The sequence below is a fragment of the Glutamicibacter sp. NPDC088483 genome (assembly GCF_044753145.1).
Taxonomy (GTDB): Bacteria; Actinomycetota; Actinomycetes; order Actinomycetales; family Micrococcaceae; genus Glutamicibacter.
Genome location: NZ_JBIVMP010000004.1, coordinates 317,782 through 342,944, shown reverse-complemented (window position 1 = coordinate 342,944; position 25,163 = coordinate 317,782). Strand labels below are relative to the sequence as shown.

Annotated in this window: 20 protein-coding genes and 1 riboswitch; of the genes, 9 read left to right on the top strand and 11 right to left on the bottom strand. The window is 60.0% G+C overall.

Annotation, left to right across the window (positions count from 1 at the left end; genetic code table 11):
• Positions 1-33 precede the first annotated feature (33 nt).
• Complete coding sequence (locus ACIP6G_RS10650) at positions 34-1,263, bottom strand: acyl-CoA dehydrogenase family protein (protein ID WP_400289961.1); 1,230 nt, start codon at positions 1,261-1,263, stop codon at positions 34-36.
• A 28-nt stretch (positions 1,264-1,291) separates the two neighbouring features.
• Positions 1,292-2,518, bottom strand: a complete 1,227-nt coding sequence (locus ACIP6G_RS10645; RefSeq protein WP_332727586.1) for an acyl-CoA dehydrogenase family protein — start codon at positions 2,516-2,518, stop codon at positions 1,292-1,294.
• Positions 2,519-2,568: 50 nt separating this feature from the next.
• Positions 2,569-2,659, bottom strand: a riboswitch (SAM riboswitch).
• Between the two features lie 274 nt (positions 2,660-2,933).
• Here ACIP6G_RS10645 and ACIP6G_RS10640 point away from each other — a divergent pair.
• Entirely contained in the window at positions 2,934-3,308 is a 375-nt protein-coding gene (locus ACIP6G_RS10640; protein WP_400289959.1) for an SdpI family protein, read from the top strand.
• A 75-nt stretch (positions 3,309-3,383) separates the two neighbouring features.
• Here ACIP6G_RS10640 and ACIP6G_RS10635 read toward each other — a convergent pair whose 3' ends face one another.
• Both ACIP6G_RS10635 and ACIP6G_RS10630 read right to left on the bottom strand, forming a co-directional pair.
• On the bottom strand, positions 3,384-4,745 hold the full coding sequence (locus tag ACIP6G_RS10635) for a GntP family permease (protein ID WP_400289957.1): 1,362 nt from the start codon (positions 4,743-4,745) through the stop codon (positions 3,384-3,386).
• 292 nt (positions 4,746-5,037) lie between these two features.
• On the bottom strand, positions 5,038-6,099 hold the full coding sequence (locus ACIP6G_RS10630; RefSeq protein WP_400289955.1) for a CdaR family transcriptional regulator: 1,062 nt from the start codon (positions 6,097-6,099) through the stop codon (positions 5,038-5,040).
• 316 nt (positions 6,100-6,415) lie between these two features.
• Between ACIP6G_RS10630 and ACIP6G_RS10625 the strand changes: the two genes are divergently transcribed.
• From ACIP6G_RS10625 to ACIP6G_RS10610, 4 genes are all read left to right on the top strand, one after another.
• Positions 6,416-8,224, top strand: a complete 1,809-nt coding sequence (locus ACIP6G_RS10625; RefSeq protein WP_400289953.1) for an ABC transporter permease — start codon at positions 6,416-6,418, stop codon at positions 8,222-8,224.
• 11 nt (positions 8,225-8,235) lie between these two features.
• Positions 8,236-9,375, top strand: coding sequence for an ABC transporter ATP-binding protein (locus tag ACIP6G_RS10620; protein ID WP_400289951.1), 1,140 nt, complete (start codon positions 8,236-8,238; stop codon positions 9,373-9,375).
• Between the two features lie 69 nt (positions 9,376-9,444).
• On the top strand, positions 9,445-10,578 hold the full coding sequence (locus ACIP6G_RS10615) for an ABC transporter substrate-binding protein (RefSeq protein ID WP_400289948.1): 1,134 nt from the start codon (positions 9,445-9,447) through the stop codon (positions 10,576-10,578).
• A gap of 96 nt (positions 10,579-10,674) precedes the next feature.
• Positions 10,675-11,697: an MBL fold metallo-hydrolase gene (locus ACIP6G_RS10610; RefSeq protein WP_134779151.1), complete on the top strand. Its 1,023-nt coding sequence runs from the start codon at positions 10,675-10,677 to the stop codon at positions 11,695-11,697.
• Positions 11,698-12,059: 362 nt separating this feature from the next.
• Here the strand turns inward: ACIP6G_RS10610 and ACIP6G_RS10605 are convergent, their stop codons facing one another.
• Positions 12,060-12,605, bottom strand: coding sequence for a hypothetical protein (locus ACIP6G_RS10605; protein WP_400289945.1), 546 nt, complete (start codon positions 12,603-12,605; stop codon positions 12,060-12,062).
• A 212-nt stretch (positions 12,606-12,817) separates the two neighbouring features.
• Here ACIP6G_RS10605 and ACIP6G_RS10600 point away from each other — a divergent pair, with 212 nt between their 5' ends.
• The gene (locus ACIP6G_RS10600) at positions 12,818-13,204 is read left to right on the top strand and encodes a nuclear transport factor 2 family protein (RefSeq protein ID WP_134779149.1); all 387 of its coding nucleotides are present in this window, start codon (positions 12,818-12,820) and stop codon (positions 13,202-13,204) included.
• Positions 13,205-13,289: 85 nt separating this feature from the next.
• On the opposite strand, the gene ACIP6G_RS10595 is transcribed toward ACIP6G_RS10600, so the two are convergent.
• The 3 genes from ACIP6G_RS10595 to ACIP6G_RS10585 are packed head-to-tail and all read right to left on the bottom strand — an operon-like array spanning position 13,290 to position 17,373.
• The gene (locus ACIP6G_RS10595; protein ID WP_189638340.1) at positions 13,290-14,435 is read right to left on the bottom strand and encodes a flavin reductase; all 1,146 of its coding nucleotides are present in this window, start codon (positions 14,433-14,435) and stop codon (positions 13,290-13,292) included.
• Positions 14,432-15,862 (bottom strand): MmgE/PrpD family protein, encoded by a 1,431-nt coding sequence (locus tag ACIP6G_RS10590; RefSeq protein ID WP_400289941.1) that lies wholly within the window; start codon positions 15,860-15,862, stop codon positions 14,432-14,434. The genes ACIP6G_RS10595 and ACIP6G_RS10590 overlap by 4 nt, the downstream gene beginning before the upstream one ends.
• Positions 15,863-15,876: 14 nt before the next feature.
• Entirely contained in the window at positions 15,877-17,373 is a 1,497-nt protein-coding gene (locus ACIP6G_RS10585; RefSeq protein ID WP_400289938.1) for a 4-hydroxyphenylacetate 3-hydroxylase family protein, read from the bottom strand.
• Positions 17,374-17,620: 247 nt separating this feature from the next.
• Here ACIP6G_RS10585 and ACIP6G_RS10580 point away from each other — a divergent pair, with 247 nt between their 5' ends.
• On the top strand, positions 17,621-18,985 hold the full coding sequence (locus ACIP6G_RS10580) for an MFS transporter (RefSeq protein WP_400289935.1): 1,365 nt from the start codon (positions 17,621-17,623) through the stop codon (positions 18,983-18,985).
• A 167-nt stretch (positions 18,986-19,152) separates the two neighbouring features.
• On the top strand, positions 19,153-20,481 hold the full coding sequence (locus tag ACIP6G_RS10575) for an NtaA/DmoA family FMN-dependent monooxygenase (RefSeq protein WP_400289932.1): 1,329 nt from the start codon (positions 19,153-19,155) through the stop codon (positions 20,479-20,481).
• Positions 20,482-20,484: 3 nt separating this feature from the next.
• Here the strand turns inward: ACIP6G_RS10575 and ACIP6G_RS10570 are convergent, their stop codons facing one another.
• Positions 20,485-21,423 (bottom strand): LysR family transcriptional regulator, encoded by a 939-nt coding sequence (locus tag ACIP6G_RS10570; RefSeq protein WP_400289929.1) that lies wholly within the window; start codon positions 21,421-21,423, stop codon positions 20,485-20,487.
• 99 nt (positions 21,424-21,522) lie between these two features.
• Between ACIP6G_RS10570 and ACIP6G_RS10565 the strand changes: the two genes are divergently transcribed.
• Positions 21,523-23,088, top strand: a complete 1,566-nt coding sequence (locus ACIP6G_RS10565) for an FAD-binding oxidoreductase (RefSeq protein ID WP_400289926.1) — start codon at positions 21,523-21,525, stop codon at positions 23,086-23,088.
• A 681-nt stretch (positions 23,089-23,769) separates the two neighbouring features.
• On the opposite strand, the gene ACIP6G_RS10560 is transcribed toward ACIP6G_RS10565, so the two are convergent.
• Positions 23,770-24,486, bottom strand: coding sequence for an SDR family oxidoreductase (locus tag ACIP6G_RS10560; protein ID WP_134779142.1), 717 nt, complete (start codon positions 24,484-24,486; stop codon positions 23,770-23,772).
• Positions 24,483-25,124: a TetR/AcrR family transcriptional regulator gene (locus ACIP6G_RS10555; RefSeq protein WP_189638339.1), complete on the bottom strand. Its 642-nt coding sequence runs from the start codon at positions 25,122-25,124 to the stop codon at positions 24,483-24,485. The genes ACIP6G_RS10560 and ACIP6G_RS10555 overlap by 4 nt, the downstream gene beginning before the upstream one ends.
• Positions 25,125-25,163: the final 39 nt, after the last annotated feature.

Genomic DNA, 25,163 nt, shown 5'->3' with positions numbered 1-25,163 from the left:
GCAAAGGATGCTGGGCTCGCAAGACCATGGAATCTACTTTGATGCACCAATCGCCCACACGCGCGGAAGCTCGGTGCCATTGACCGCCAGGTCGCCAATCAACCGCGCCTTGAACACCCAGGGGTTGTGGTTGCCGGCGGTACGGGCATTGCGCCAGTGCCGGTCCAGGTTCTTGGTAACGCTCGTGGCGCTGGCGGCCAGCGCATCAAAAGCGTGGGTGATCGCGTTGAGGACCAATGGCGTGAGCACCACCTGCGCCTGGGCGCTGGCCAGCTCTGCCGCATCGTTGGCTGCTTCGTCCTCTTCCCCGGTCACCTCGCCGGTGTGCAGCGCCTGCGCAGTTTCATAGGCTCCCTGCAATGCCGTCGACACTCGTTCCACCGTTGCCGCGGCAGCGAAGGCCGCCGCGGAGACCTCGCCGATCACCTGCAGCAGCTGCGGGTCTTCGGCCGCCAGATTGGCCGCGGCATGGCTGAAGGTCCGCTTGCGCGCCTTCAGCTCGGCGGCGAAGTCGCGCTCGGCTGCTTTGGCGGAGCCGGCCAGAACAGCGAGCAGCACCTGCTGGTAGAAAGCTGTCTGGTACTTGAAACGCGTATCGAAGTCGATGAGGTCTTCTTCGGCGACAATCGCATCGGTGAAGGTGGAGGTGCCGGTACCCGTGGTGCGCTGGCCGAAGCCATCCCAGTCATCGGCCAGCTCGACGCCGGGCTGGTGGCGGTTGACTGCGGCGATCACGCGCTTTCCGGTGTCGGTGCGCTCTGCGTAGGTATCGAGCCAGTCGGCGAAGATCGAGCCGGTGGAGTAGTACTTGGTGCCGTTGATCTTGAATCCGCCCTCGCCGTCCGGGGTGACCTTGGTGATCACGTCCCCGACCTTGACGGTGCCGACCTCGGTCCAGGAGTTGCCCACCAGTTCTCCCGCCACGAAGCGGGCCAGCCACTTGTCGCGCCCCGGGCCGGGGGCCGCAACCAGACGGTCCTCGACGAAGGCGAAGTGCGCGCGCAGCGCTTGGGCAATATTGGAATCCGCGGCCGCGAGATCCACGAAGAGCTCGAAGAGTTCGGGCAGCGTAGCACCGGCACCTCCGTGCGATTCCGGGATCCGAACCGCACCAAAGCCGGCAGCAGCCAGGTCCGCGACCTGCTGGTAGGGCAATTCGCCGGTGCGGTCGCGTTCGGCTGCGCCCTGCGCAATGCGCGCGAAGAGCGGTGCGAAGCGGTTTTTGAGTCCTGCGAGTCGATTGCCAGTTGCCAGTACAGTCATCGTTCAGTCCAATCCGGGAGAAGTTTTCTTAGGTGTACAGCGAGAGCGGCTGGGACTCTCCGCGCAGGAAGTAGGCGCCGACCTCGATCTTCTTGTAGTCCACTGGGTCGTGCAGCGAATGGGTGCGCACATTGCGCCAGTACAGGTCCAGACCCACCGAGTTCGCAGTCGAAGATGAACCGGTCACCTCGAAGATCCGGTTCGCCACATCCACTCCCACCTCAGTGGAGACCACCTTGGCTTCAGCAATTTCCACGGCCAACGCCGCTCGTTCGGGCTGGGTGACTTCCCCGGCCTTCGAGAGCAGGGCATCGAATTTCCGGCCCAGCTTCTCGGTCAGCGCCGCCACTGCTGCAGTGCGGGCTTTGAGCTCTCCGACGGTGCGCTGGAAGATCGGGTCCTGCGAGTAGGTCTCTGCCTGCGAGAACAGCCAGGCGTTCTTGCGGCCCAGCAAGATCTGCTTGCCGCGCTCCAGTGCTCCCTGGGCGATGCCCAGGTAGAAGTTGGCGAAGGCCAACTGGATACCGGGGGTAAGCAGGGTGGAGACCGGTTCATCGGTGACGAATCCCAGCAAGTCCCCTGCTTCGAGCCGCACGTTGTGGAACTTCAAGGAATTCGACGCGCTCAGCCGCTGTCCCAGGTAGTCCCAGTCGTCAACGATTTCCAAGCCATCGATATCGCGTGGCAGAACCAACGCGAGAATCTGCCCGTCGTATTCTCCGCCCTGGACCAGCGCGTTGATGACGATGACCTCGCCAACACCGGAACCCGTGGAGAATCGCTTGGCTCCATTCAGTCGGTAGCCGTCCCCTTCGGCGCTCAGCGTCAAATCCGGATCAACTGGATTCACCGAATCGCCCCAGAGCCAGCCACCTTCCACGGTGCGCTGCCACCATGCCCCTTGGGCTTCTGCCGGGGCATAGAACGCAATGCCGGACTGGTTGATGTAGTGGTAAGCCAGCAACTGCGAGATGGATCCATCAGCTGCGGCCAGTATGCGGACCGCTTCGAAGGCCGTTTCCCAATGGGCTCCGGCTCCGCCGAATTCTGCAGGCACCAAGAGATTGAGCAACCCGGCTTCGCGCAGCAGCTGCACTTCGGCGAAAGGCTGGGCGTTCTTTCGGTCGCGTTCGAGCGCGTCAGCCGCCAGCTTGTCAGCTACTTGCTGGGCGACGTCGCGCCAATGAGCCAGTTCAGCTTCATCAGCAGTGCCGGTGTAGGGCACGCGCGGCAATTGGGTATCCAGTACAGTCATCTTCGTTCTCCTCTTGGGCTATGGATTCCGAAGGATGCAGAAAATCTGCGGATCCATCGAACCTGGCGTTAGCACTACCTGCGGAGTGCAGGCTTGCTGCGGCGTCTCGGAGCCAGGCCTCTCAGCCGCTCTGGATGGGTTGTGCTCCGAGTCAAGCATTACTGGCAGGTCCTCGGGAAGGGCGCTGTCATGCGGAGGAACAGCAGGACAAAATACGTCATCTTCGCGCCTTCGCCCTGCCGGAAAACGGGCAGATAAGACGTCATATGACCTTCGCATGACGCACTTGGCATGCCGGAACTGGATCTCAAGAGCGTTCCCGCAGGCATCGATTGGGAACACAGCGTGGATCAGGGCACTTCCATGCGACCGCATAGAATGGCCATTCAAGATCAATCGGCAGAAGAGGCGGCAAGTGGATCCAGCAGGCGTGATTGCCTTCATGTTCGGGTTGCTGAGCATAACGCTGGTCGCAGCGTTCCTCGCCCCGATGGCACGGGACCGGAAGCTCGCTCGCAATGCGGCGATCGGCATCAAGACGCGCCACACCTTGGCCAGCGATGACGCCTGGTTCGCCGAGCATCAGCAGGCTGCGCCCCTGCTTGCCGCGGCTTCCTGGGCCGGTTGGGCGGCATTGGCCAGCGCAGCAGTTCTCTGCCTGCTGGGCCAATTCGGTTTCGCCTTCGCCGCGATCGGAACCGGCTACCTGGCCGCCATCGCGTTGCTGGTGATCTCGACTGCCACAGCGAATAAGGCCGCGCGGAGCTTCCCGGCGGCAGGCCTGGGCTAATCCAGCACTGCTTAAAGCAACGGATCGCGCCATCTGCCGATGGAGCGATCCGTTGCTTTCTTGGAAGGCGTGCTGCTAAAGCAGTACGGCTCCCAGGACCAGTACAGTCAGGAACCCCGCGGTGCCCTGGATGGCGGTAGCCACGCTCAGGGTCTTGTAGGCGGTGATCACCGGAATGCGGCTGAGCTGCGAGACGACCCAGAAGTAGGAGTCGTTGGCGTGCGAGACAACCATCGCACCGGCACCTACGGCCAATACGGACAGCACCATGCCCAGCTCCGAACCCAATCCCAGGGAGCCGAGCATCGGAGCGACCAGCGCGGAAGTGGTCACCATTGAGACGGTGGACGAGCCCTGGGCGGACTTCAGTGCAGCGGCGATCAGGAATGGCACAGCCAGGCCCAAGCCCAGTCCGCTGAGTGAATCCGAAAGAATCGTGGTCAGATCCGACGCGGCCAGGACCGCGCCGAAGCCGGCGCCGGCACCGGTGATCAGCAAGATCGGAGCAGCGGTGCGTACAGCTTCGTTCATCTGCTCATTGAAAACCGCCAGCTTGCTGCCACCGCTCAAAAGGAAAGTCGAGGAGATCAAGCCGAAGATCAGTGCAATAACCGGCGTCCCCAGGAAGGAAAGGATTTCCAGGGCAGCGCCTTCGCCCATCGGGTGCGAGGGCAGCTTCGCAATGGATGCGGCACAGATCAGCACCAGCGGAATCAGGATCGGCATGAAGGCCAGCGCCGGGCTGGGCAATTTTCCGAAGCTTGCACGCAGCTGCTCATAGTCGAGTTCGGAGATGTCATTGTGGTCGTCGCTTGGCAACGGGGTCCATTGGGATTTGTTGAAGCGGCTGGCGTAGGCCAAGCCAGCAAGTGCCGAGATGGCCGCAACGGGCAATCCGACTGCGATGATCAAGCCCAGGTTATCGGCAATGCCGATGCTTTCGGCCGCGGCCAGCGGGCCCGGAGTTGGAGGCACCATGGTGTGGGTCGCGTACAGGCCGGTCATCAGGGCGATGGAAGTTGCCAGCCCGGAGACCCCGGTACGCAGGGTGATGGCTTTGCGCAGCGAGTTGAGCACCACGTATCCCGAGTCGCAGAAGACCGGAATGGAAACGATGTAGCCGATAATCGATAGCGTCAGGTTGGGGAACCGGGTACCCAGGACCTTGATCAGCGCATCTGCCATGGAGATCGCGGCGCCGGATTTCTCCAGGATGACACCGATCATTGTTCCGAACAGGATCACCAGTCCGATATTTCCCATGGTGCTGCCGAAAGCCGTGGTGACCGTCGAAGCCACGTCGGCCAGCGGAATCCGGTAGGCGAAGGCCGCCAGGATAGCGGCGCCAACGAGGGCGAGAAATGGGCTGATCTTCAAGCGTGCTGTGACCATCACGATGGCCACAACAAGGATCAGCAGAACTAGCAATTCGTACACGGCGGGTTGGCTCCTTTGCCAATATCGGTAGTTCAATGCGCCCAGCCCGCAATGGCTCAACGGGTGGACCAGCCCTATCGGCAAAGCCGCTCAAGGCTTTGCCCGTTGGGCTAGATGCCACCGTGCCACCCCGGGTTTCGGGCGCAAAGATCGATCATCCTGCCAATACTAGGAAAAGTGACCCCGAATACCTATGGGCACACGACCACATTTGCCTGGGTTCGAAAGAGCCAATGTGTGCAAACATCCCACCCTTCCCAGCCCCGGCGCCAGCTCCCCTAGTTTCCAGGGCCTAGAAAACATGCAGCTGGCCCAAGGCCACTCTCGCGTAGATGGCATGCTGGAGTTTCAGGGACTCGCTGGACCGCCGAATATCGATGCCGCTGACCTGGCTTATCCGCTCAAGTCTTTGAACCAAGGTATTGCGGTGAATATGCAGATCCGTGGCTGCTTGGCTCATCGAAGCAGCTGTCGCAACGACCAGCAGGGTTCTGGCTTGTTCCTCATTGAGCTGCATCGCTGGAGCAGCTGCATGGTCCAGGCTGCGGGCTGGGGTGCGGGCGATAGCCACAGCAATTTCCCGGCTCCACATGCGGCGCCGCGCGTGGGATGGCACGAGTGCCGGATAGCCCACCAATACGCGCAGCACTTCGGTTTCGGCCATGAGATCCTCGGCCTTTTCGACAGGCGCGGAGACCAGGAAACGTTCCTGGTCCATGCGCTCGGGAGCGAAAGCTGTCTCACTGGCAGCGCAAAGCCTCCAGTACGCGCCGGAAAGGCTAATCCATGACGTGCGGTGATGATCCTTCGCCGGCTCTTCGAGCGACGGATCCCCCACGCTTCGGGGCAGCCAAGCTTCAATGCATTTCGGCCCGCGCAAACCATGCGCTGCGAGCGAGCGGTCGATCACTTCAGGTGCAACGCGACCGGCGATCAACGCAGAAATAATGTCGCGGGCTTCGGTCTCGCGCCGCGCGCTGCGAGAGTGCTCGCGTTCTTGGGCAAAGAGCAATTGAACGGTCAATGCAATCAGGCCGGCCAGCGGTTCCACCTCGTGGGGAGCTCCGGTCACGCCCACAACGCCGCAGAGCTGGTCGTTCAGCACCAGCGGCACATTGACCCCTGGCTGGGTTCCGGCCGAGCCGTCGGCCTGGCTGACACGGATGATGCCGTTGCGTCGGATCGCCTCTGCGCTGCCGTCGTGGTGGGTACCGATACGCGCAGCATCCGTAGAAGCAATGATGACTCCGTGAGCATTCATGATGTTCACATTGCGGTTGATGGTCGGCGCAATCGTGTCGACGACTTTCTGCGCCAACGCGCTAGCCAGCCGGGGTTGCTCCTTTTCGCGCATGAGCTCATCCTATCCGTCACATACAGCTGAACGACGGAAACGCGCGTCTGGCGGCCGAGTCCCGTCGCCTGCGCCCAGGACATGGTTACTCGAACCTCTCTGCCTTAACAACCCGTGATCAGGACGATGTGAGGAAGCTCACTGGCAAGGTCCCGCTACCCGAGTCCACCGAAAAGAAAGTTTTCTCATCTCAAAAATACATTTTTAGCTTGACAGTGCAATAGATCACACGCAATATGTTTATAAGCTTCCGGCCAGGGTGCACCTCGCACAAATGCATTTCCTGTCCGAAAAGAAAAGATGGGGAGTAGAAATTGTGAAAAGAATCAGGTCATCCGGGGCGCTCCTAGCGCTTTTCCTATTGTTCATCTGCGCCTTTTTCGGCTACCCGCTGGCAATGCTTGTTTACGGAACCTTCCGTAGCGGACAGCCGGGCACGGATGGATCGTTCGGCCTCGCCGGAATCGTCGACGCTTATGGTGATCCTGCAACTTGGGATACTTTGTGGGCATCGGTCATCTATGCGGTGGCAGTTCAGAGCATCGGCATTATCGGCGGATTCATCTTCGCCTGGATATCCATGCGCACCAAGACTCCCGCGGGTCGAGCCATCACTCCGATCATGGTTACCATATTCGCCATCCCAACCCTTTTCTTCGCTATCAGCTGGGGAATGATGACCTCGCCAACTGGCCTGCTGACCCTGATCTTCGGGGTCTCCGGCGACGGAATGCCTCGGCTGGATGCCTACTCCTGGATGGGCTTGATCGTTGTCAGCGGATTGAAGAGCATCTCGGTCATGTACCTGTTGCTGCTGGGTCCGGTTCGCGCGCTGAACCGTTCACTCGAAGAAGCTGCTCTGCTTTCGGGCGCCAACCGACTGCGCCTGTTCCTTGATATCAACATCCCGATCCTGCTGCCTACGCTTTCGGGCCTGGCAATTCTCGGCTTTGTCAACTCTCTAGGCCAACTGGATGTCGCCCTGATTCTCGGTGTGCCGGCAGCCATCTACGTGTTCCCGACGCAGATCTACGATTTCCTGGCCACCACCCCGATTCGCTACGACTCTGCGAGCGCACTGGCCCTGCTGCTCATCGCTATCATCTACATCCTGGTCGCTATCCGCTCCAAGGCCATCGGCAACCGCAACTTCATCACCGTCACGGGCAAGGCCTACCGCCTCGAAAAGGAAGAAATCGGTCGTTGGAAGTGGGCAGGTTTTTCCCTCTTCGCAGCCTACGTCCTAGTCGCCCTGGTACTCCCCCTGGTCCAGCTGATCATCGGTTCCTTCCAACCCGTACTCGGCGTCGCTGGCTTCACCTTCAAGCATTATGCGGGATTGTTCGAATCGTCGAAGGTCATCAGGGCGTTGGAAAACACCTTGGTCATGGGCATCATTGGCGGCCTGTTCGCCACCATCTTGGCCGTCTTGATCAGCTACGTGGCATTGCGCAGCAAGAGCCGGTGGGCTCAAGTCCCGGAAATGATTGTTTGGGCTGTAGTTGCGGTTCCAGGCATCGTGCTAGCACTGGCAATCACCTGGGCGTACCTCAGCGTTCCGGGCCTGAAGAATTTGTACGGCTCGATCTGGATCGTGCTGATCGCACTGGTCATCGTGGTGACTCCCATTGCGCAGCGCGCCACCTCGGGCCCAGTTGGCCAGCTAGGTGTTGAGCTGGAAGAGTCCGCTCGCATCTGCGGAGCCTCCGCGCCGCGAATGATGGTCACCATCGTAGTTCCGCTGATCGGCCCGACCTTCTTGGCTTCATGGTTCATAACCGGCGTGATGGCCGCTGGCAGCTTGGATATCCCTATCCTCCTCTCCAGCGCCAAGACGGAAACCGTCTCCCTGCTCGTATACAACTACTACACGCAGCTTGGCAACGGTTCTGCCGCCGCAGCCCTCTTGCTGCTCCTCTTGGCCCTGCTGGCGGCCGGGGGCGGATTGCTTCTCGCCGCCGGAGCGCTGCTCAAACGCCTCAACTACCGCAAGACCACCAAGCGGGGGCAGCTGGTTGACATTGCTGCTCCGTCCCAGAGCTTCGACCCTGCAAAGTCCAAGGCTGTCGAAGCAGACAACGATCCAACTACCCTGCGTCGAGTTCCGACCTCCGCTTCCAAGTGATAGGAAATTCCATGGCACACGTAAGTATTGAGTCACTAGAAAAGAAGTACTCGCCGAAAGCGCCAGCTGCAGTGGAATCACTGGATCTGGAAATTCAAGAGGGCGAGTTCCTCACCCTGCTGGGCCCATCGGGTTGCGGCAAGACCACCACCCTGCGCTGTGTCGCCGGCCTGGAACGCCCAACCGGCGGCCAGGTCTCCATTGGCGGCAAAGTTGTGGACGCACCGGCGCAGCGTATCCATGTTGCCCCGGACAAGCGAGATATCGGCATGGTGTTCCAGAGCTACGCCCTGTGGCCGCATATGTCGGTGGCTTCCAACGTCGCCTACCCATTGAAGATGCGGAAGATCAGCGTGGACGAACGTGCTCGCCGGGTCCGCGAAGTCTTGGAAATGGTCGGGCTGGAAGAGTATGCAAGCCGGATGGCTACCGATCTCTCCGGCGGCCAGCAGCAGCGCGTGGCTTTGGCTCGCGCCTTGGTTGCAACTCCGCAGCTTCTCCTCTTCGACGAGCCCCTGTCCAACCTCGACGCTCGTCTGCGTCAGGACATGCGTTCGGAACTGCGTGAAATGCATAAGCGCGTTGGCACCACCTCCATCTACGTGACACATGACCAGGAAGAAGCGGTCTCCCTGTCCACTCGTATCGTCTTGCTCAACAAGGGCGCTATCGAACAGGTCGGCAGCCCGCGAGAGATCTACTGGCACCCGGTCTCGCACTTCGTCGCTGACTTCGTTGGATACGACAACTTCGTGAGCGCCACCGTTGTCTCCACCGATCAGTACGGAGTCAAGGTCCTGCTTGACGGAACCGATGTCCGCTTGGCTTGCCCACCACGCAACGACGTGCATGAGGGCCAGCAGGTCGATATTGCGGTCCGCTCTTCCTCGGTGATCCTGGGGCCTCCTGCCTGCGAAAAACCAAACCGGTTCCAGGGTGTCATCACCGACGTGATGTACCTGGGCGATGACTTCATCTACGAACTGCAGTTGGGCCCGCACAAGGTCAAGGTCTCCATTCGCACCGCAGAAGTGGCCAACATCTGGCCAGTTGGCGCCCCTCGGGTCGGCGACTCCATCTCCGGAGCCATCGCTCCGGATTCGCTGGCATGCCTGCCAGCGCTCAATTCCAAGGTACCGGCCCTGGCCTAAGGCGAAGGCCTCGGGAACATCAGCCAAAAACGAAGTCACTCCTCGTCCATCATTATGAAAGGCACGACCATGGGGATCAAGAAGAACAAATTTGCAACCATCGCAGCACTCGGACTTTCCTCCGCTCTGCTGCTCAGCGCTTGCGCAGGCGGCAGCGGCGACGCTGCCAGCGAGGGTCTGGGAGAACGCGAAGGCGTCGATACCGTTGCCGCGCTGGGTGGCGAAGAAGCCAAAAAGCAGATTGAAGAGCAGTACGCCGCTGCCCTTGAAGCCGGCCAGGACTCACTGAACATCTACACCCCGCTGACGGCCACCTGGCCATCGGTTTTCGAAGCCTTCAACGAGCGATTCCCAGGCATTGAAGTTGAGCCGTTGCAGATTGTCGGCGCCGAGTTGGACACCAAGATTTCCCAGGAGCAGTCCTCCGGCCAACGCATCGCAGACATTGTCATCACCGGCGACGTGGGAGCGGTCTCGCTCGCCGATCGGGATTACTTCAGCGAGTTCCGGCCTCTCAATGCGGAAAAGGTCACCAAGGATCCACAGCTATCGCTCGAGACCGGAACCCTCACCCCGGTATCCGCATCTCCACGCGGCCTGATCTATGACACCCGTCAGGATCTGGGCAAGACGCCGGATAGCTGGCAGTCTCTGTTGGATCCTGCCTACAAGGGAAAAATCACCATGACCGATCCTGCCACCGACGGTGGCGGCATGCAATGGGCAGACCTTGTGCTCAATGACAAGGATCTGGGTAAGGACTACCTAGAAAAGTTGGCGGCACAAGATCCCATCATCTCTTCAAGCACCGCTGAGTGCCACAACGCCGTAGTACAGGGCCGCGCTTATGTCTGCCTGATGGGCGCAATGGGCAACTACCTGACCTTGACCGGTGATGGTGCGCCAGTTGAGATCTCCTACCCGATCGAGGGTGGCAACTGGGCAACCTACTGGTACGCCGGAGTCATCGATGGCGCTGAAAACGCGCAGGCCGCTGAACTGTTCATCACCTGGTTGAACTCCCCAGAGGCTAATGAAGTCAAGGCCAAGGCTGGCCACGGACCAATCGTGAACGCTGAAGATCTGGACCTTCCATTCGAAAACCCGGCAGACGTTCCACTGCTGCCGCGTCCGGATCTGGTTGATGTAACTGATCGCCAGCGCAAGGGCCAGGAAAGCGTCAGCAGCATCTTCAGCCGCTAGACATTCTCCGAACGGTGGGTATCGCAACGCGGTACCCACCGTCTTTATATCCCTGGAAGTTTTCACAATGAAAGTGGTTTTACGTTGAGTACTGGAATGACCGTTTATTCCTTGGGAACAGCCGGAGGTCCGCTCCTCCGCCGAGGTCTCGATAACGGCCATCGTCGAGGCATCGCCACAGCCGTCGTCGTAGATGGCAGCACCTATCTGATCGACTGCGGACATGGTGTGGGCATGGGGCTGGCAGACGCAGGGCTCTCGCCAACGAGTCTGCGCGCCATTTTCATCACCCATCAGCACTCCGACCATGTCATCGACCTGAATTCGGTCATGGTGCTCGGCGGCCTCGCATTCCGTGGCAACCCAGAACTACGCGTACGCGTTGTAGGTCCCGCAGATCGCGGCATGCTCCCGGAGGTCCAGCATGCCGAAAAGGATGTCCCGACGATCTACCCTCAATCACCTACTCCAGGCACCAAGGAAATGGTTGAGCTGATGCTTCGATCCCATGCCACCGATCTCAACGATCGCCGGCGGGATTCTGGAGCTCCAGACATCTCGAAAATCTTTATTGGAGAAGACATCCGGCTTCCCGAAGAAGTGGATTTCCATCCCAACACGGCAAACCATCCTGCGATGGAGCCGTTCGAAGTCTACTCGGACAAGTTTGTCACCGTTACGGCCACGTTAGTGCAGCACCAGCCGATCGCTCCGGCCTACGCCTTCCGCATTGACAGCGCATACGGCTCCGTGGTCGTTTCCGGGGATACGGCACCGAGCCAGAATCTCGTGGGCCTGGCACAGGGATGTGACCTTCTTTTCCATGAAGCCATTGATCTCGATTCCGTCATTCGCAGCTATCCCAATGCCACCAAGCAAGAGCTTGAAGCAAGCATGGGACACCACAGGCGAGCACATACGACACCTCAGGATGCCGGCGCAATTGCCCAGCAGGCAGGGGCGTCTCATCTGGCGCTTCACCATTTAGTTCCTGCTTCTTCAGACCTCGAAGTCTGGCAATCAGCTTTGACGCAATTCCGCGGCAAGTTGTTCGTTCCATGCGATGGTGACAGTTTCAGAATTGACGATGGGAATGTAACTCATCAAACCAACTCCTAGCTTTTTCACAGTGGCACACTGTTGCAGCTCTCTTGATTGCCATTATCAGGATGCTAGGCTCACTGCAGCACGTTTTACCCTCGGAAGGTTTGCCATGAGTTCAGCTACCTGTTACCTGACCGGCGGATTCCTGGTGTCGCTCTTAGTTGCTTTCAACCTCACGTGGAGTAAGCATCTGCCGGGTCTGTTCGGGTCCGCTGCAGTACTTGTCAGCCTCCTCGGCCTCGTAAGCTGCGTTTTATATGCCACCCGGTCGACCCCGCGCCCGCGCAACTGAGGTCGAGCTAGACAGATTTCGAACGGCAGGCCGCCAACCATGTTCCCGGTTGGTGGCCTGCCATTCAGCAGTTCGTGTGCAGACACTACTTGTCGTCCTTGGCTGCACGTTCCTTCTCGATGGCCTGAACCTGGGTGACCGTATCCGGTGAGAAGGCGTAGAGCTTGCCGTCTGCCTGGTGAACCCAGAACCGTCCGCACAGATCAGTCGTGCTGGCCTGCGCGCTCTGTGGCCACCACTCCGCTTCCAAGGTACGGGTCTTGGACAGCTCTTCGGGCTTCATGTTCTTGGTGCGCGAATCAGAAGCATAGGCCTGGGCCAATTCGGCATCGGTGGGCTGTCCGGTAGTCTTCAGTGCCTTGCACTGCTCGCTATCGAGCTTGCCCTCGTAGTTCATGATGAAGATCCGTTCAGAACCGGTGTTGCGTTGAACCAGCTGCACATCAGTGCCGCCGGCCGGCACCCAGTCGGGCAGCACGCCATCTTCAACCGCTTTCTGAGAAGTTTTGGCGGTTCGCGTGGTGGATTCATCGAATTTATCGGAAAGGAGATCAGAACCGCTGCATCCAGTGAGCAGAAGTGCAAAGGGAAGGGCAAGCGCGCCAGCGGCGAGGTACTTTTTCTTAAGCATGACTCCATCGTAGAAATTCCAGCGCCCTTGGACATCAGCGATGCGAGGTAACCATCCCGCTTCCTACTCATACCCTCGGTTGAGATATTTTCCGTTGGCCTCAACCCAAAAAGCCCATCTCACCTATTGAAAGCATTCGCCAATAACCACAATTCGCTACGGCTTATTGGTAAATTACCTACGATCATAACGCTAATTAGGAGCTGTCAACGTTGAGCACTTTTGACCCTGTGAGCCTTGAATCGGAACTGCGCACTGCAGAAGACCAGCGCCTTTCGGCCATGCTTGCTGGTGACCTTGCGACCTTGGAGAGCCTGCTCGAGCCGGACTTGCAGTACACGCATTCCACCGGTCGGGTCGATAACCGCGATTCGCTGCTGGAATTGCTTGGCTCAGGAGCCACCGAATATTTGGCACTGAAGCACGACTTCGGGTCAGTCACCCAGCAGGGCGGCGTGGCGGTTGTCGAAGGCACCATGAAGATGCATCTGATTTCCGGCGGAGTGGAGAAGCATCTGGAAACGATCAACCGCACGGTGTGGGCCAATACCGATGGACAGTGGAAGCTGCGCCTCTTTATCGGGACTAAAGCAGAATAGGACTGCACCTGAACGTTTAATGCAGCAGGCGGCAGGTTGGATATCCAACCTGCCGCCTGCTGCGTACTGGCTAAAGGCTCAGTGCTTAGACCTGGCCGCCATGGCGAGCCACGACTTCACGAGCCAAGGTCTTGCCGAACTCGGTGTGGGCAGCAAGTGCTGCTTGGGCTGCTGGGGCATCGCCGGCAGCCAGTGCCTCGGTCAGTTCTGCAACGTGGCGGTGTTCGAGCTGGCGCGACCACTGCTCTGCGGTCAATGCCTGACGCCATACGGTGCCAATGCCCAGACGGCGGAAGGAATCAACCAGCTGGCTGGAGCCGGCAACGCCGACCAAAGTGTCGTGGTAGGCCACATTCAGGGCCAAGAACTCTTCCAAGTCGGACTCGGAGGTCTCGCGCAGGGTGGCCAGTTTCGCGGTGATCTCACGCAGCGTGGAGATGGTTTCTGCTGACACCTTGCCCAGGTGCGATGCGATGACGCCGGACTCGATGGTGGCGCGCGACTCATAGGCCGAATCGGTCAGCTCTGCGGTGATCGGCTTTGGCTGGTACTTGCCGTTCTCGGTGCGGAAGACCAGGTGCTCGCTTTCCAGCTTCACCAGTGCATTGGAGACATGATCGGCGTCGGCGCGGGAAGCGGCGGCGATTGCATCCACGTCGAGGTCTTCGCCCAGCGGGCTGGTGCGCAGCAGCACCCAGTTGCGGGTGGCCTGGTAGGCAGCTAATTCCTTGGTCGGCTCCAAGCGTCCCATGGTGCCGCGGTAGTAGGCCAGTGGTTCGCGGTCGTGGGCTTCAGCGTGGCTGACCAGTCCCAGGAACACGGTGTGGGTGCCGCCGGTTGGAGTCTCGGCTACGTGGCATACGATCGTGGCCAGTGCGCCGTCAATCAGCGGGATGCCTTCTTCGGAGAGGGTGTGCGGCACGGTGGCGAACTTGTCTTCGCCCTTGCGTCCGAAGTGGAAGGCCAGCGCACCCTGGTCTTCCGCCAAGATGTTGATGCCGAAGACTCCTGCTTCCACCACGCGGTCGTGGGTGGAGCTGGAACGGTTCAGGCAGGCGAGCATCATTGGCGGTTCCATGGACAGCGAGGACACTGCCGAGGCGGTGGTTCCGTAGAGCTGGCCGTCCACGGCGGTGGTGATCACCGTGACACCGGAGGCGAAGTGGCCTACGACGTTGCGGAAGGTGTTCATGTCGACGGGGGTGACCGAGTCAAGGTTGGTGATGCTCATGAGAGTTGCTCCTGGTAATTCGGGGTGAAGTTTTCAGCTGGGTCCAGCGCTGCGATCAGATTCCTCAGATCCGGTGCGCTGGCAAGGTGTTCGAACTGGTCAAGCAACGCGTCCTTGCGTGCCGCCAATTCAGGATGCGAGAACTCGAGATTCTTCGAGAACTTCTCAACTACCTGGTCATGCTCCAGGGGTGTGCGCAAGATGTTTCCATCCGGGTGCTCCACGCGTATGTGGCGCACTTCGCCGTTGCGCAGCCGTGCGGTGATTTCTGCGGTCAGCCGCTGGCTGTTGGGCAGGGTGCCGGCCAGTTCAATGCGTCCGAGCATCTGCGCCAGTTCCTGGTCCGCCAGCGCGCTGGCGGTCAGGTGCTCGGGGCGGACCGTCCCGTGGATCAAGGCGATGGCCGCGGTGGCGTGCACCGAGAACAGCGCTGCCACAGTGCGGGTATCCCCGGCTTCGAAGCGTGCTCCTACGAATCCGTTCAGAGTCCGTTCGCTCAGGTGGACGGTGAGGCATTCGATGTCCTTGTAGTTCACCGTGCCATCGGCCACCAGTTGCGCGCAGGCCTGCAGCGATGGCTGCGCGGCGCGGCAGCTGGCAAATGGCTTGATGGTGCAATCGCCGTGGAACACCACGCCGAGGCCCACCACTGCCAGTTCCGGCTGCGCGTCGATGCCGAACTGCTGGAAGTAGCCGTGCTTGCCGCTCAGCGGATCATCCGCCGCCTGCAAGCCGGCCTTGGCCAGCTGCGCTGCGGAAATTCCGGAGCGGGCGGCGAAGGCCATGGGCAGCTTGAAGCCGTTGGCGCCATCGAAGATCGCAGCTACATTGCCCGAAGCTTGGTTGACCGCGATGCCGATGGCATGGCGTGCCTGCACCTTGCTCAAGCCCAGCATCCGGCTGGCGATTGCCGCGGCGGCCAAGGCGTTGAGCGTGCCGGTATTATCCTGGCCGGAGTACACATCGAATCCGCCGGCGATGGCCAGACGCGCGGCCAGGTCATCTCCCAGTGCCAACGCAGCCAGGGTCTCTTCGCCGTTGGCGCCGGTTGCCTCGGCCAATGCCAGGACCACCGCCACGGTGGTACCTGAAATGTGGGCGGCGACTTGCTTGCCTTCCGGCCCTTCGGCTTCCACCGGCTCGAAGTCGAAGGAGCGGATCAGGGCCGCGTTGACGAAGGCGGCCGAGGTGGCCGGGAGCTTGATTCCGGTCCCCAGTACGGTTGCTTCTTGACCGCTGCCCCAGGCGCGAGCGACCTCGATGAGCCCTGAGGCATCATCGGCACGGTGGCCTGCCACCCCAACGCCCACCGAATCGAGCAGGCGCTGGTTCACACGCTGGATCGTGGCCGTCGGCAGCTGGGAATACTGGGTTTCCAGCAGGTGCTCCAGCAGCGCATCGAGCACATCGGGTGTTGGGTTAGCCATGATTTTCTGCTTTCCTAGGCGCGCGTTGCCGCGGCGTCCAGATCCAGTCCGGCGTGTTCGGCAATGACCGGGTTGATGCCCAGCTCGGCGAACATCGCCTCGAAGGCACCGGTTTCGCCCTTCATCTGCGCCTTGCGGTGGTCCAGTCCGCGGGCACGGCCTACCGAGCCCAGGTAGAAGCGCTCGTAGAGTTCGATGCGGCTGCCCAGGGCGGATCCGGCGAAGTCCCATGCGGTGCGGAAGATCTTGGCACGCTCTTCTGGTGCGATGCCGTTGGCCCCTGGCAGGTACTTCTTGAGCAGTGGGCCCAGGCGCGGATCCTCGAAGGAGGCCGCGGTTGGGGTGGCCAGCAGGTTGTGGCTGCCCATGGACTTGATGATGTCGTTCACGCGGGCCATCCACAGCGGCATCATGGTGCGCAGCGCGGAGATGTCGTCGTGGCAGAAGAATGCTCCGCCGCCCCATTCCGAGGCGTTGACCTCGGCCGAGTGGATTACGGCGCGGGCGATGCGCAGGTAGGAGTAGATTTCGCCGAGCATCGACGCGGTTTCCGGCTTGTTGTCGGTGGCGGTGACCTTGGCCATCTGCACGCACAGGTCGTAGGCGAATTCCAGCTTCACCGAGGCGCGGATGGCAGTCTGCTGCTGGGTGTTGCCGGTAGCGGTGCCCGAGTTCAGGGAGTTGTAGACATCGAGCTGGCCGTCGATGAACACGCGGTCCCATGGAACCAGCACGTCATCGAAGATGATGACCGCATCCTGCTCGTCGAAGCGCGAGGAGAACGGCTTGTCCACTACGGGCTGGTCGACGCCGTAGTGGTCGCGGCATACCGAGACCACTCCCGGGGTGGCGACCGGGATCGCGAAGGACAGCGCGTATTCCTCGTAGCCCTTCTGGATTGGCACCGCTGGGTAGACGTAGAGTTCGTCTGCGATCGGGCCCAGGGTGGCGAGCATCTTCGCGCCGCGCACGATCAGGCCCTCTTCGGTGCGCTCCACCACGCGCAGGGTCAGCTCTTCGTTGATGCCCTGCAGTTCGCCCACCGACTTGTCGATGGCTGCGTGCACGATGGTGTGGGTCAGCGCCAGGTCGTTTTCCTGGACGTGGCGCCAGTAGTTCTCCAAGCGCTCGTAGTAGACCGGGTCGCCGGATTTGGCGAAGATGTCCGGACGCGAAGCGTGGCCGGCCAGGACGACGTTCACGTAGTCAGGGGTGCGGCCGAGCATGCCGTTGGAGTAGCGGGCCAGGCGGTCGAAGGCGCGGTGGCGGCGGGCGATGTCTTCTGCGTTCTTCGGACGAAGCAGCGAGACGTTATGCTGCTCGCCGGTCTCTTCATCGACCATCAGGCAGTCATCGGCATACTTGTGCTGGTAGTCGAAGTAGGCGGCCATGCCGTTGATCGAGCCTGCAAATGCAGGATGCTCGGTCACGTCGATGCGCTGGTCGCCTAGCCAGACCTCACGGGAATCCTTGAGCCCTGCCAGGTACTGCTCTCCAGTGCGTGCACTCATCTTTGCTGCTCCTTATCGGACGTCCCGACTAGCGGGTCAAAAATATATTCTGTGCATCAGTTTATATAACTCATGTGACCCAGATCAAGCTCTGGGTTAAAGATTTTTTTAGAAAACCCGGAATTACGCGGTTTTTGACCTCAAAAGAAAATATTCCTAGTCATAAAATGCGTAAAAAGTAGACAAGATCAGTGAAATGGGCCACTATGGCTTAAGTCACAAACCGCGATCAGGAAAGGTTCCCAACGTGTCCGACTCGCAACAGAACCAGCCAGTGCCGGCATCGAAGCCGAACGACTCCCTCAACACCAAGGATTTGCGCCGCATTCTCGGTTCCAGCTTCTTGGGCAGCGTCATCGAGTACTACGACTTCATCTTGTACGCCACTGCGGCGTCGCTGATTTTCGACAAGGTCTTCTTCGGCAACCTGACCCCCGGCTTGGCGCTCTTCGCCTCCTTCGGCACCCTGGCAGTCGGCTATATAGCCCGTCCGCTGGGCGGCATCATCTTCGGTCACTACGGCGATCGCTTGGGACGCAAGAAGATGCTGGTCCTTTCCATGATGATGATGGGCTTTGCCACGATCGCCATCGGCCTGCTGCCAACCACCGCAACCATCGGCATGGCAGCACCGATCATCCTGATCCTGCTGCGCGTCATCCAGGGTGTTGCCGTTGGCGGCGAATGGGGCGGTGCCACCTTGATGGCACTTGAACACGCACCGGCTTCCAAGCGCGGCTTCGCCGCTTCCTTCGCCAACGCAGGAGCTCCTGCCGGCGGCCTGCTGGCAACCTTCCTGGTTTCCTTCGTCTCCTTCTCTACGGGCGATGCCTTCTTGGAATGGGGCTGGCGCATTCCGTTCGTCTTCTCGGCAGTATTGATCATCATCGGCATGGTTATTCGCCTGAAAGTGGCCGAAACCCCGATCTTCCAAGAGCTCGACGCGAAGGCCGCGAACCGCAAAGAAGAACGCAAGACCCCTATCGCACTGGTGCTCAAGAACCATTCCCGCACCGTGATCATCACCCTTGTTGCTTCGCTTGGCTTCTACACCTGCCAGGGCGTATTGACCTCCTGGGGCGTCTCCGAAGCAGCCGCCCAGGGCGTGGACCGCTCCTTCGTTCTGAATACCAAGGGATACGCGGCCATGGTCACCATCCTGGTTTGCTTCTTGGCCGCCAAGCTTTCTGACAAGTACGGCCGCAAGGCGATCCTGACCGTTGGCGGTACCGCCGGCATCCTGTGGGCCTTCCCTGCCGTCTTCTTGATGAGCAATGGCACCGGATGGGGCTTCGCAGTTGCCGTCATCGTCGGCAACGGCGTCATCCAGGGCATCCTGGCCGGACCAATCGGCGCCTATATCTCCGAACTGTTCCCCGCCGACGTCCGCTACACCGGCGCTTCGCTGGCCTACCAGGGCTCCTCCACCGTTGGTGCCGGCTTCACTCCAATGATCTGCACCGCGCTGGCTGTCAGCTTCGGCATCACCGCGGTAGGCATCTTCTGGGCAGCCATCTTGGTTATTGGCCTGATCGCCATCCGCATGAGCCCCGAGGGTGCGGCGCTGCCAGCCAAAGGTGCTGCAAAAACCAAAGAATTCTTGAACGCCTAAACTTCAGCACGGTCCGCGTATCACTTGGTGCGCGGACCTGCTTTTACCAACTAACATCAATTTTTCTGAATTCTAAAGCGCAAAAGTTCTCTATTTACTACTTTAGGGACTCTTGAAAACATGGTTTCAGCGCTTCCCCTCGCATTCGCAGGAAAGGATGAGTTTCAATGACTCCCAAAAACCCCCAGCACATGGTGCTCACGACCTTCATGCTCCCAGCCGGCTACCACAAGGACTCGTGGCGCATGGACGGCTCGCGCTCCGAAGAGCTGGCAAACCTGGACTTCGTCTACGACCTGACCAAGATGGCTGAAGACGCCAAGCTGGACGCCATCTTCTTCGGCGACATCGTCCACGCCAACACCGTGATGCGCGGCGATATCAAAATGAACGGCTTCTACGAGCCGATCTCGGTGCTTTCCGCTCTGGCAGCGCGCACCAAGAACATCGGCCTGATCGGCACCGTTTCCACTTCCTTCTCCGAGCCATACAATCTGGCTCGACAGATGGCAGGACTGGACCACATGTCCGGTGGCCGCGCCGGCTGGAACATCGTGACCAGTTCCGATGGCTTCGCCAACTTCGGCATGGATTCCGCGCCGGATCCAGCCACCCGCTACCGCCGCGCCACAGAGTTCGTCGAGGTCGCCAACCAGCTGTGGGATTCGTGGGAAGACGACGCCGTCACCAACGACAAGGAATCTGCTTGGTACGTCAACACCGACAAGATCCACCCGATCAACCATGAGGGCGAATTCTTCAAGGTGCAGGGTCCGATCAACATGCCGCGCAGCCCGCAGGGCCGCCCGGTGCTGGTCCAAGCCGGCTCCTCGGGACCGGGCATGGAACTGGGCTCCTCGGTGGCCGATGGCATCTACACCGCGCAGCCGTTGAAAGAACCATCTGTGGAGTTCTACGCCAAGTTCAAGGCCATGGCAGCTGCCAAGGGCCGCAACCCCAACGACATCAAGATCATCCCGGGCATCCTGCCGATCCTCGGCGACACCCAGGCTGAAGCAGATGAGCTGGCCGAAGAGCTGGCCAACCACATCCACCTGGAAAACGGTCGCGTGCAGGTCGGCGCGGATCTGAAGATGGACCTGTCCTCGCTGGACTTCAACGAGAAGATCCCTGCCGACTGGTTCTCCGATGATCCGGCTCTGGGTTCGCGTTACCAGATCTACCGCCGCAAGTCGGTGGACCAGGGCATGACCCTGCGTGAGCTGATCGTTGACCTAGCCCGCTCTACCGGACACCAGTGGATGGCCGGCACCGCTTCGGCAGTGGCTGACCGGATGATCGACTGGTTCGATTCCAAGGCCTGCGACGGCTTCAACCTGAACGCCCCATTCAACCCGGGTGGGTTCAAGCTGATCTGCGACAAGCTAGTCCCGGAATTGCAGAACCGCGGCTACTTCCGCACCGAGTACGAGGGCACCACCCTGCGCGATAACTTCGGGCTGTCCTACCCGTCCTCGATCCGCGCGCGCGTCTAGCCGCTAGCTGCGCCGGCCGGCATCCTCGAAGAGCTCGGCAGCTACTTCCACCCACGCTTGGGCACGGGAGTTCAGCCGAGAGCTGCGGGGCCAAGCCACTGAAACTGGAACTACAGCGATATTCTCGTCATCGAGTTTCAGTGGCTTGAGCACCACGTTCAACTCTTCATAGGGTGCTTCCAGGGCCGGCTGCTGGAACAGGACCGCCACCCCACGGCCGGTACTGACCAGCGAGCGAACCGTTGCATAGGAACGCGAACGGTGCCGGATAACCGGCTCCAGCCCGCTACCTTGGTACAGCCCCAAGATGCGCTGGGTGATCGGTTCGGATTCGAAAAGCACCAACGGATCCGTAGAGATTTCACGCAGTGACACCGACGGGCGTGCGGCCAGCGGATGATCCGAAGGAAGCAGGATCTGGGCTTCGGCCATCGCCACGGTGGCCGAACGCAGCGCCGGAGAAATCTCCGAACCGTAGAGGAAGGCGACGTCGATGGAACCATCGAGCAGCGCATCCTGCATTTCCTGGTGGAACCCTTCCAAAAAGTCGACCTCTACCTTGGGGCACTGCTGGGCAAAGGCACTGAGCATGGGAGGGATGATGATCGGCCCCAGAGGCATGAAGCAGCCAACGGTCAGCGGGCCGGCCAGCTCTTCACGGGTTCCCTGGCCCATGGTTTCCAGATCGTGGGCGCGTTCGAGCAGTTCGCGGGCCTGGAGCAGCACGGTCTTGCCGCTGGCGGTCAAAGTCAGCCCCTTGGCTCGGCGCTTGATCGCCAGCTCGGCACCGACGATGCGCTCGAGTTCAGCAATGGACATGGAGATCGCAGAAGGGGCCAGATGCAGCCTGCGGGCAGCTTCGGCCATGGTTCCGGCTTCGGCGGCAACAACGAAGTGCCAAAGCTGGCGCAAGGTCAGCTGCGGGTGGGACACAAGATTCATGTCATCAAGCATATTGATGACGGTGAGAAACAAAGCAAATTTTTTAGATTAAGACAGTGAGGCCGCGGCACTAGCCCGCAGCCAGTGGAAGGGTGAATCATGGATCGTCGTGAAGAATTTCTTCAGGCAGCCAAGGAAATCGTTGGCGCAGAAAACGTTGTTTCATTGGGAGATTCCGAGGGCTATCTTGATCCCTACCCGCTGAACCCGGGACGCACCCCGTGGCCGGGCATCCGCCCGGCCAATACAGAAGAAGTCCAAGCCGTCGTCAAGCTGGCTACCGAGCACGAAGTTCCGCTGTGGACCTTCTCCTGCGGCAAGAACCTGGGCTATGGCGGCCCGGAACCGCGCGATACCGGCATGGTGGCGCTGGATCTGAGCCGCATGAAGCGCATCATCACCGTCGATGACCGCCTGTGCTACGCCGTGGTGGAACCCGGCGTCACCTTCTTCGAGCTCTTCGAATACATCAAGGAACGCGGCCTGAAGGTGTGGATGTCGGTACCGGCCCTGGGCTGGGGTTCGGTGATGGGCAACATGCTCGACCGCGGCTACGGCATGACCCCGCTGGGCGACCACGTGAAGTCCCTGTGCGGCATGGAAGTTGTCCTGCCCGACGGCGACCTGGTCCGCACCGGCATGGGCGCGATGGACGGCACCGAGCTGGGCCCGATCTTCCAGGGCGGCTTCGGTCCGACGCTGGACGGGCTGTTCACCCAGTCCAACTACGGCGTGGTCACCCAGGTCGGCCTGTGGCTGATGCCGGCGCCGCACACCTACGTCAACGGCGATATTTTCGTCGACGATGAAGCCCAACTGCCTCAGCTCATCGACATCCTCACCACCCTGCGTCGTGAAGAAATCATCCAGAACAACGCACTGTGCGGCAACGTGGTGCGTGCCGCGACCATGCGCGGGAACCGGGCGCAGTTCTGGGATGGCGAAGGCTCCATCCCGGACTGGCGCCTGGAAGAAATGCGCAAGGAATTCGGCGTCGGGCAGTGGAACTGCAAGTTCGCCTTCTATGGCGATAAGGAACTGTGCGAGCGCCGCCTTGAAATCGTCAAGGAACGCATCAGCTCCATCCCAGGAGCCCGCGTAGATGCCCGCTTCTACTCCGGCGTTGAAGGCATGGCACTGCAGCATGAGGACATTGCAGATTTGGACCGCACCCAGATGGCTGGCGTGCCGACCTTGAAGCCGCTGTCCACCGTGGGCTGGGCAGCCGAAAACGGCGGCCACATCGACGCTGCGCCGATCATCCCGGCCCGCGGCGAGCTGGTGGCCGAGTTCTACCAGGAAGCCAAGAAGCTCTACGCAAAGCACGGTTTCGATCTGTACATCGGCTACCACCTGTACCCACGCCACATGGTGCACGTAACCATGATCTTCTTCGAGCGTGGCAACGAGGAAATGCTCACCCGCGCTCGCGCCCTGTACTCCGAGTTGCTCGACGCGGCCCGCGCACGCGGCTACGCACCGTACCGCAGCCACGTGGACTACATGGACCGCATTGCCGATGGCTTCGACTTCAATGACAACGCGGCGCGTCGACTGCAGGAGAAGATCAAGGACGCCTTGGACCCCGCCGGCATCCTTTCCCCCGGCAAGCAGGGCGTCTGGCCGCAGCGCTTCCGTGCCGAGCGCACCAGCGCCCAGAGCTAAACCCGGCGATATTCAGCATCAACGCGTGCGGGTCTTTCATCAGAAACTGCTGGTGAAAGACCCACACGCGTTTGTCGTTAAGCGGTTCTGAACAATCTGGTTTCCCGTTGCGGCCAAATTGCCGCATCCGGTTCAGTTGGCCCTTGCGCCTAAAGCAGTTCGCGGCAGTCGCTTGCGTCAGGGGTTGGGCTGCTGCTTCTTACGCCGGCGATCAAGCAATGACCCGCCTCCGCAGAACACTAGGAAAGCGAATAAGGTTGTCAGCGCGGAGAAAAGAGAAGGATTCTCAGAAGAATCCCAAAAGTAGGGGCTTGCGAAGGCAATCGCGATGGAGAGCACGCTTCCGATACCTACAAACACTTGGCAACCTTTCAAGTTGGGTCGTTTGAGTTTTTCCCAGAGCGCTTTTTACAGGACAAGAGATGCGCAAATTCACGGTCCGGCTCATTTGCCAACCGTAGCAAGCGAAGTTTCTGAGGTAAATCATCCTTTAGCAGGAGGGAGCCGTATTATTCATGCACGCCAGAACAGAGCGCTGGCAACCGAGAACCCCTCCTGAAGATGGCCCACAAACCTTCGCCAATCAAGCCTCGGTTCTCGGCCATGCCCATTGGCTTCCTCCGAAAACGCAAATAGTCCCTTGCCAGCAGTTACCGGCAAGGGACCACCATGCTCGAACAGTTAGACGGACCGTGCCACTCCACCGTCGACGCGAAGATTCTGACCGGTCATGTAGCTGGATTCATCGCTAGCCAAGAAACGCACAGACTTCGCGATCTCAACAGCGCTAGCGGCCCGACGCAACGGAATCTTCTGGGTCCAGGCTTCTGGAACCGTACTCGGATCCTCCTTGGTAAAGCCAGGAAGCACGTTGTTCATCCGGATTCCCTGCGGGCCATATTCGTCCGTGTACAGCTTGGTGAAAGAAGCTAGAGCTGCACGGAAAGTCGCCGAGACCGGATACTTGGGATTGGGTTCAAACGGTGAGCTGGTAGAGATATTGACGATGGTTCCTCCCCCGCTCTGCTCGAAATGGGGCGTGACAATGCGGCACATGCGAATTACGTTCATCAGGTACATTTGCATGCCCAATTCCCAGTCCTCGTCTCTGAGCTCCAGAACTGGTGCGGAGGCTGCATGCCCCGAACCGTTCACTACAAGATCGATTCGGCCATAAGTCTCCATGGCGAGGTCAACCACTGCCTGCAGGTCTTCGGTGTTCTGGTTGGATCCGGCCAGCCCTACCCCGCCGAGTTCTTCTGCCAGTGCCTTCGCCCTGCCAGAAGGCGAGAGCGCCACGATCTTATACCCGTCGCGTGCAGCCAGTTCTCGCGCTACCGCCGCACCGATTCCGGAGCCAGCTCCAACTACTACAGCTACTTTTTCACTCAACGTCATTTGCTCTCCTTCGCGGTTACACGCTCTACTTCACGGGCGACCAAGGCATTGATCGCAGCGGAAGACAGCTCTGCAAACTCCAGGTAATCAATGTCGTCACCTGCCGAGGCGGCAACGTAAAAACCATCGGTGAGGGCTCGGCCCAACACCACCATTTTTCGACCAAAATTCGGATCTGCTTCAAGCACCACATCCGGGATCCCCGGTTCTACCCGGGCGACCATATGCTCGAACATTTCTTTTCTAACTTCCAGATAGCGCTCGCGAGCCAGGTTGCCTTCCAAGCGCTTTTCCAAAGCGAATAGCAACGCAAGAATCCAGAAGGCTTCAGTCTCATTTTCAGGGTTAACCGAACCACCGGCAGATTCAGCAATACTGCGTCGCAACAGATCACGGTTGGTGGGCCCGGTATGGTCAATTTTCCATTGGGCAAAACAGAAATCGATCAGCTCAGAAAAGAGATGTTCCTTGTTCTTGAAGTGCCAATAAACAGAGCCAATAGGCAGGCCCGAAAGCTTCGCAACCTTGGACATCGTCGTGCCCTCATATCCAGCCGTAACCGCTAGAGTCAGCGCTGCTGAGAGAATCGCTTTTTCATTCTCCGGGGTTCCTTGATGGACTCCAGCACGTCTGGCCACGGTGTTCTCCTTATTCTGAGCGGCACAGGTCAATACAGC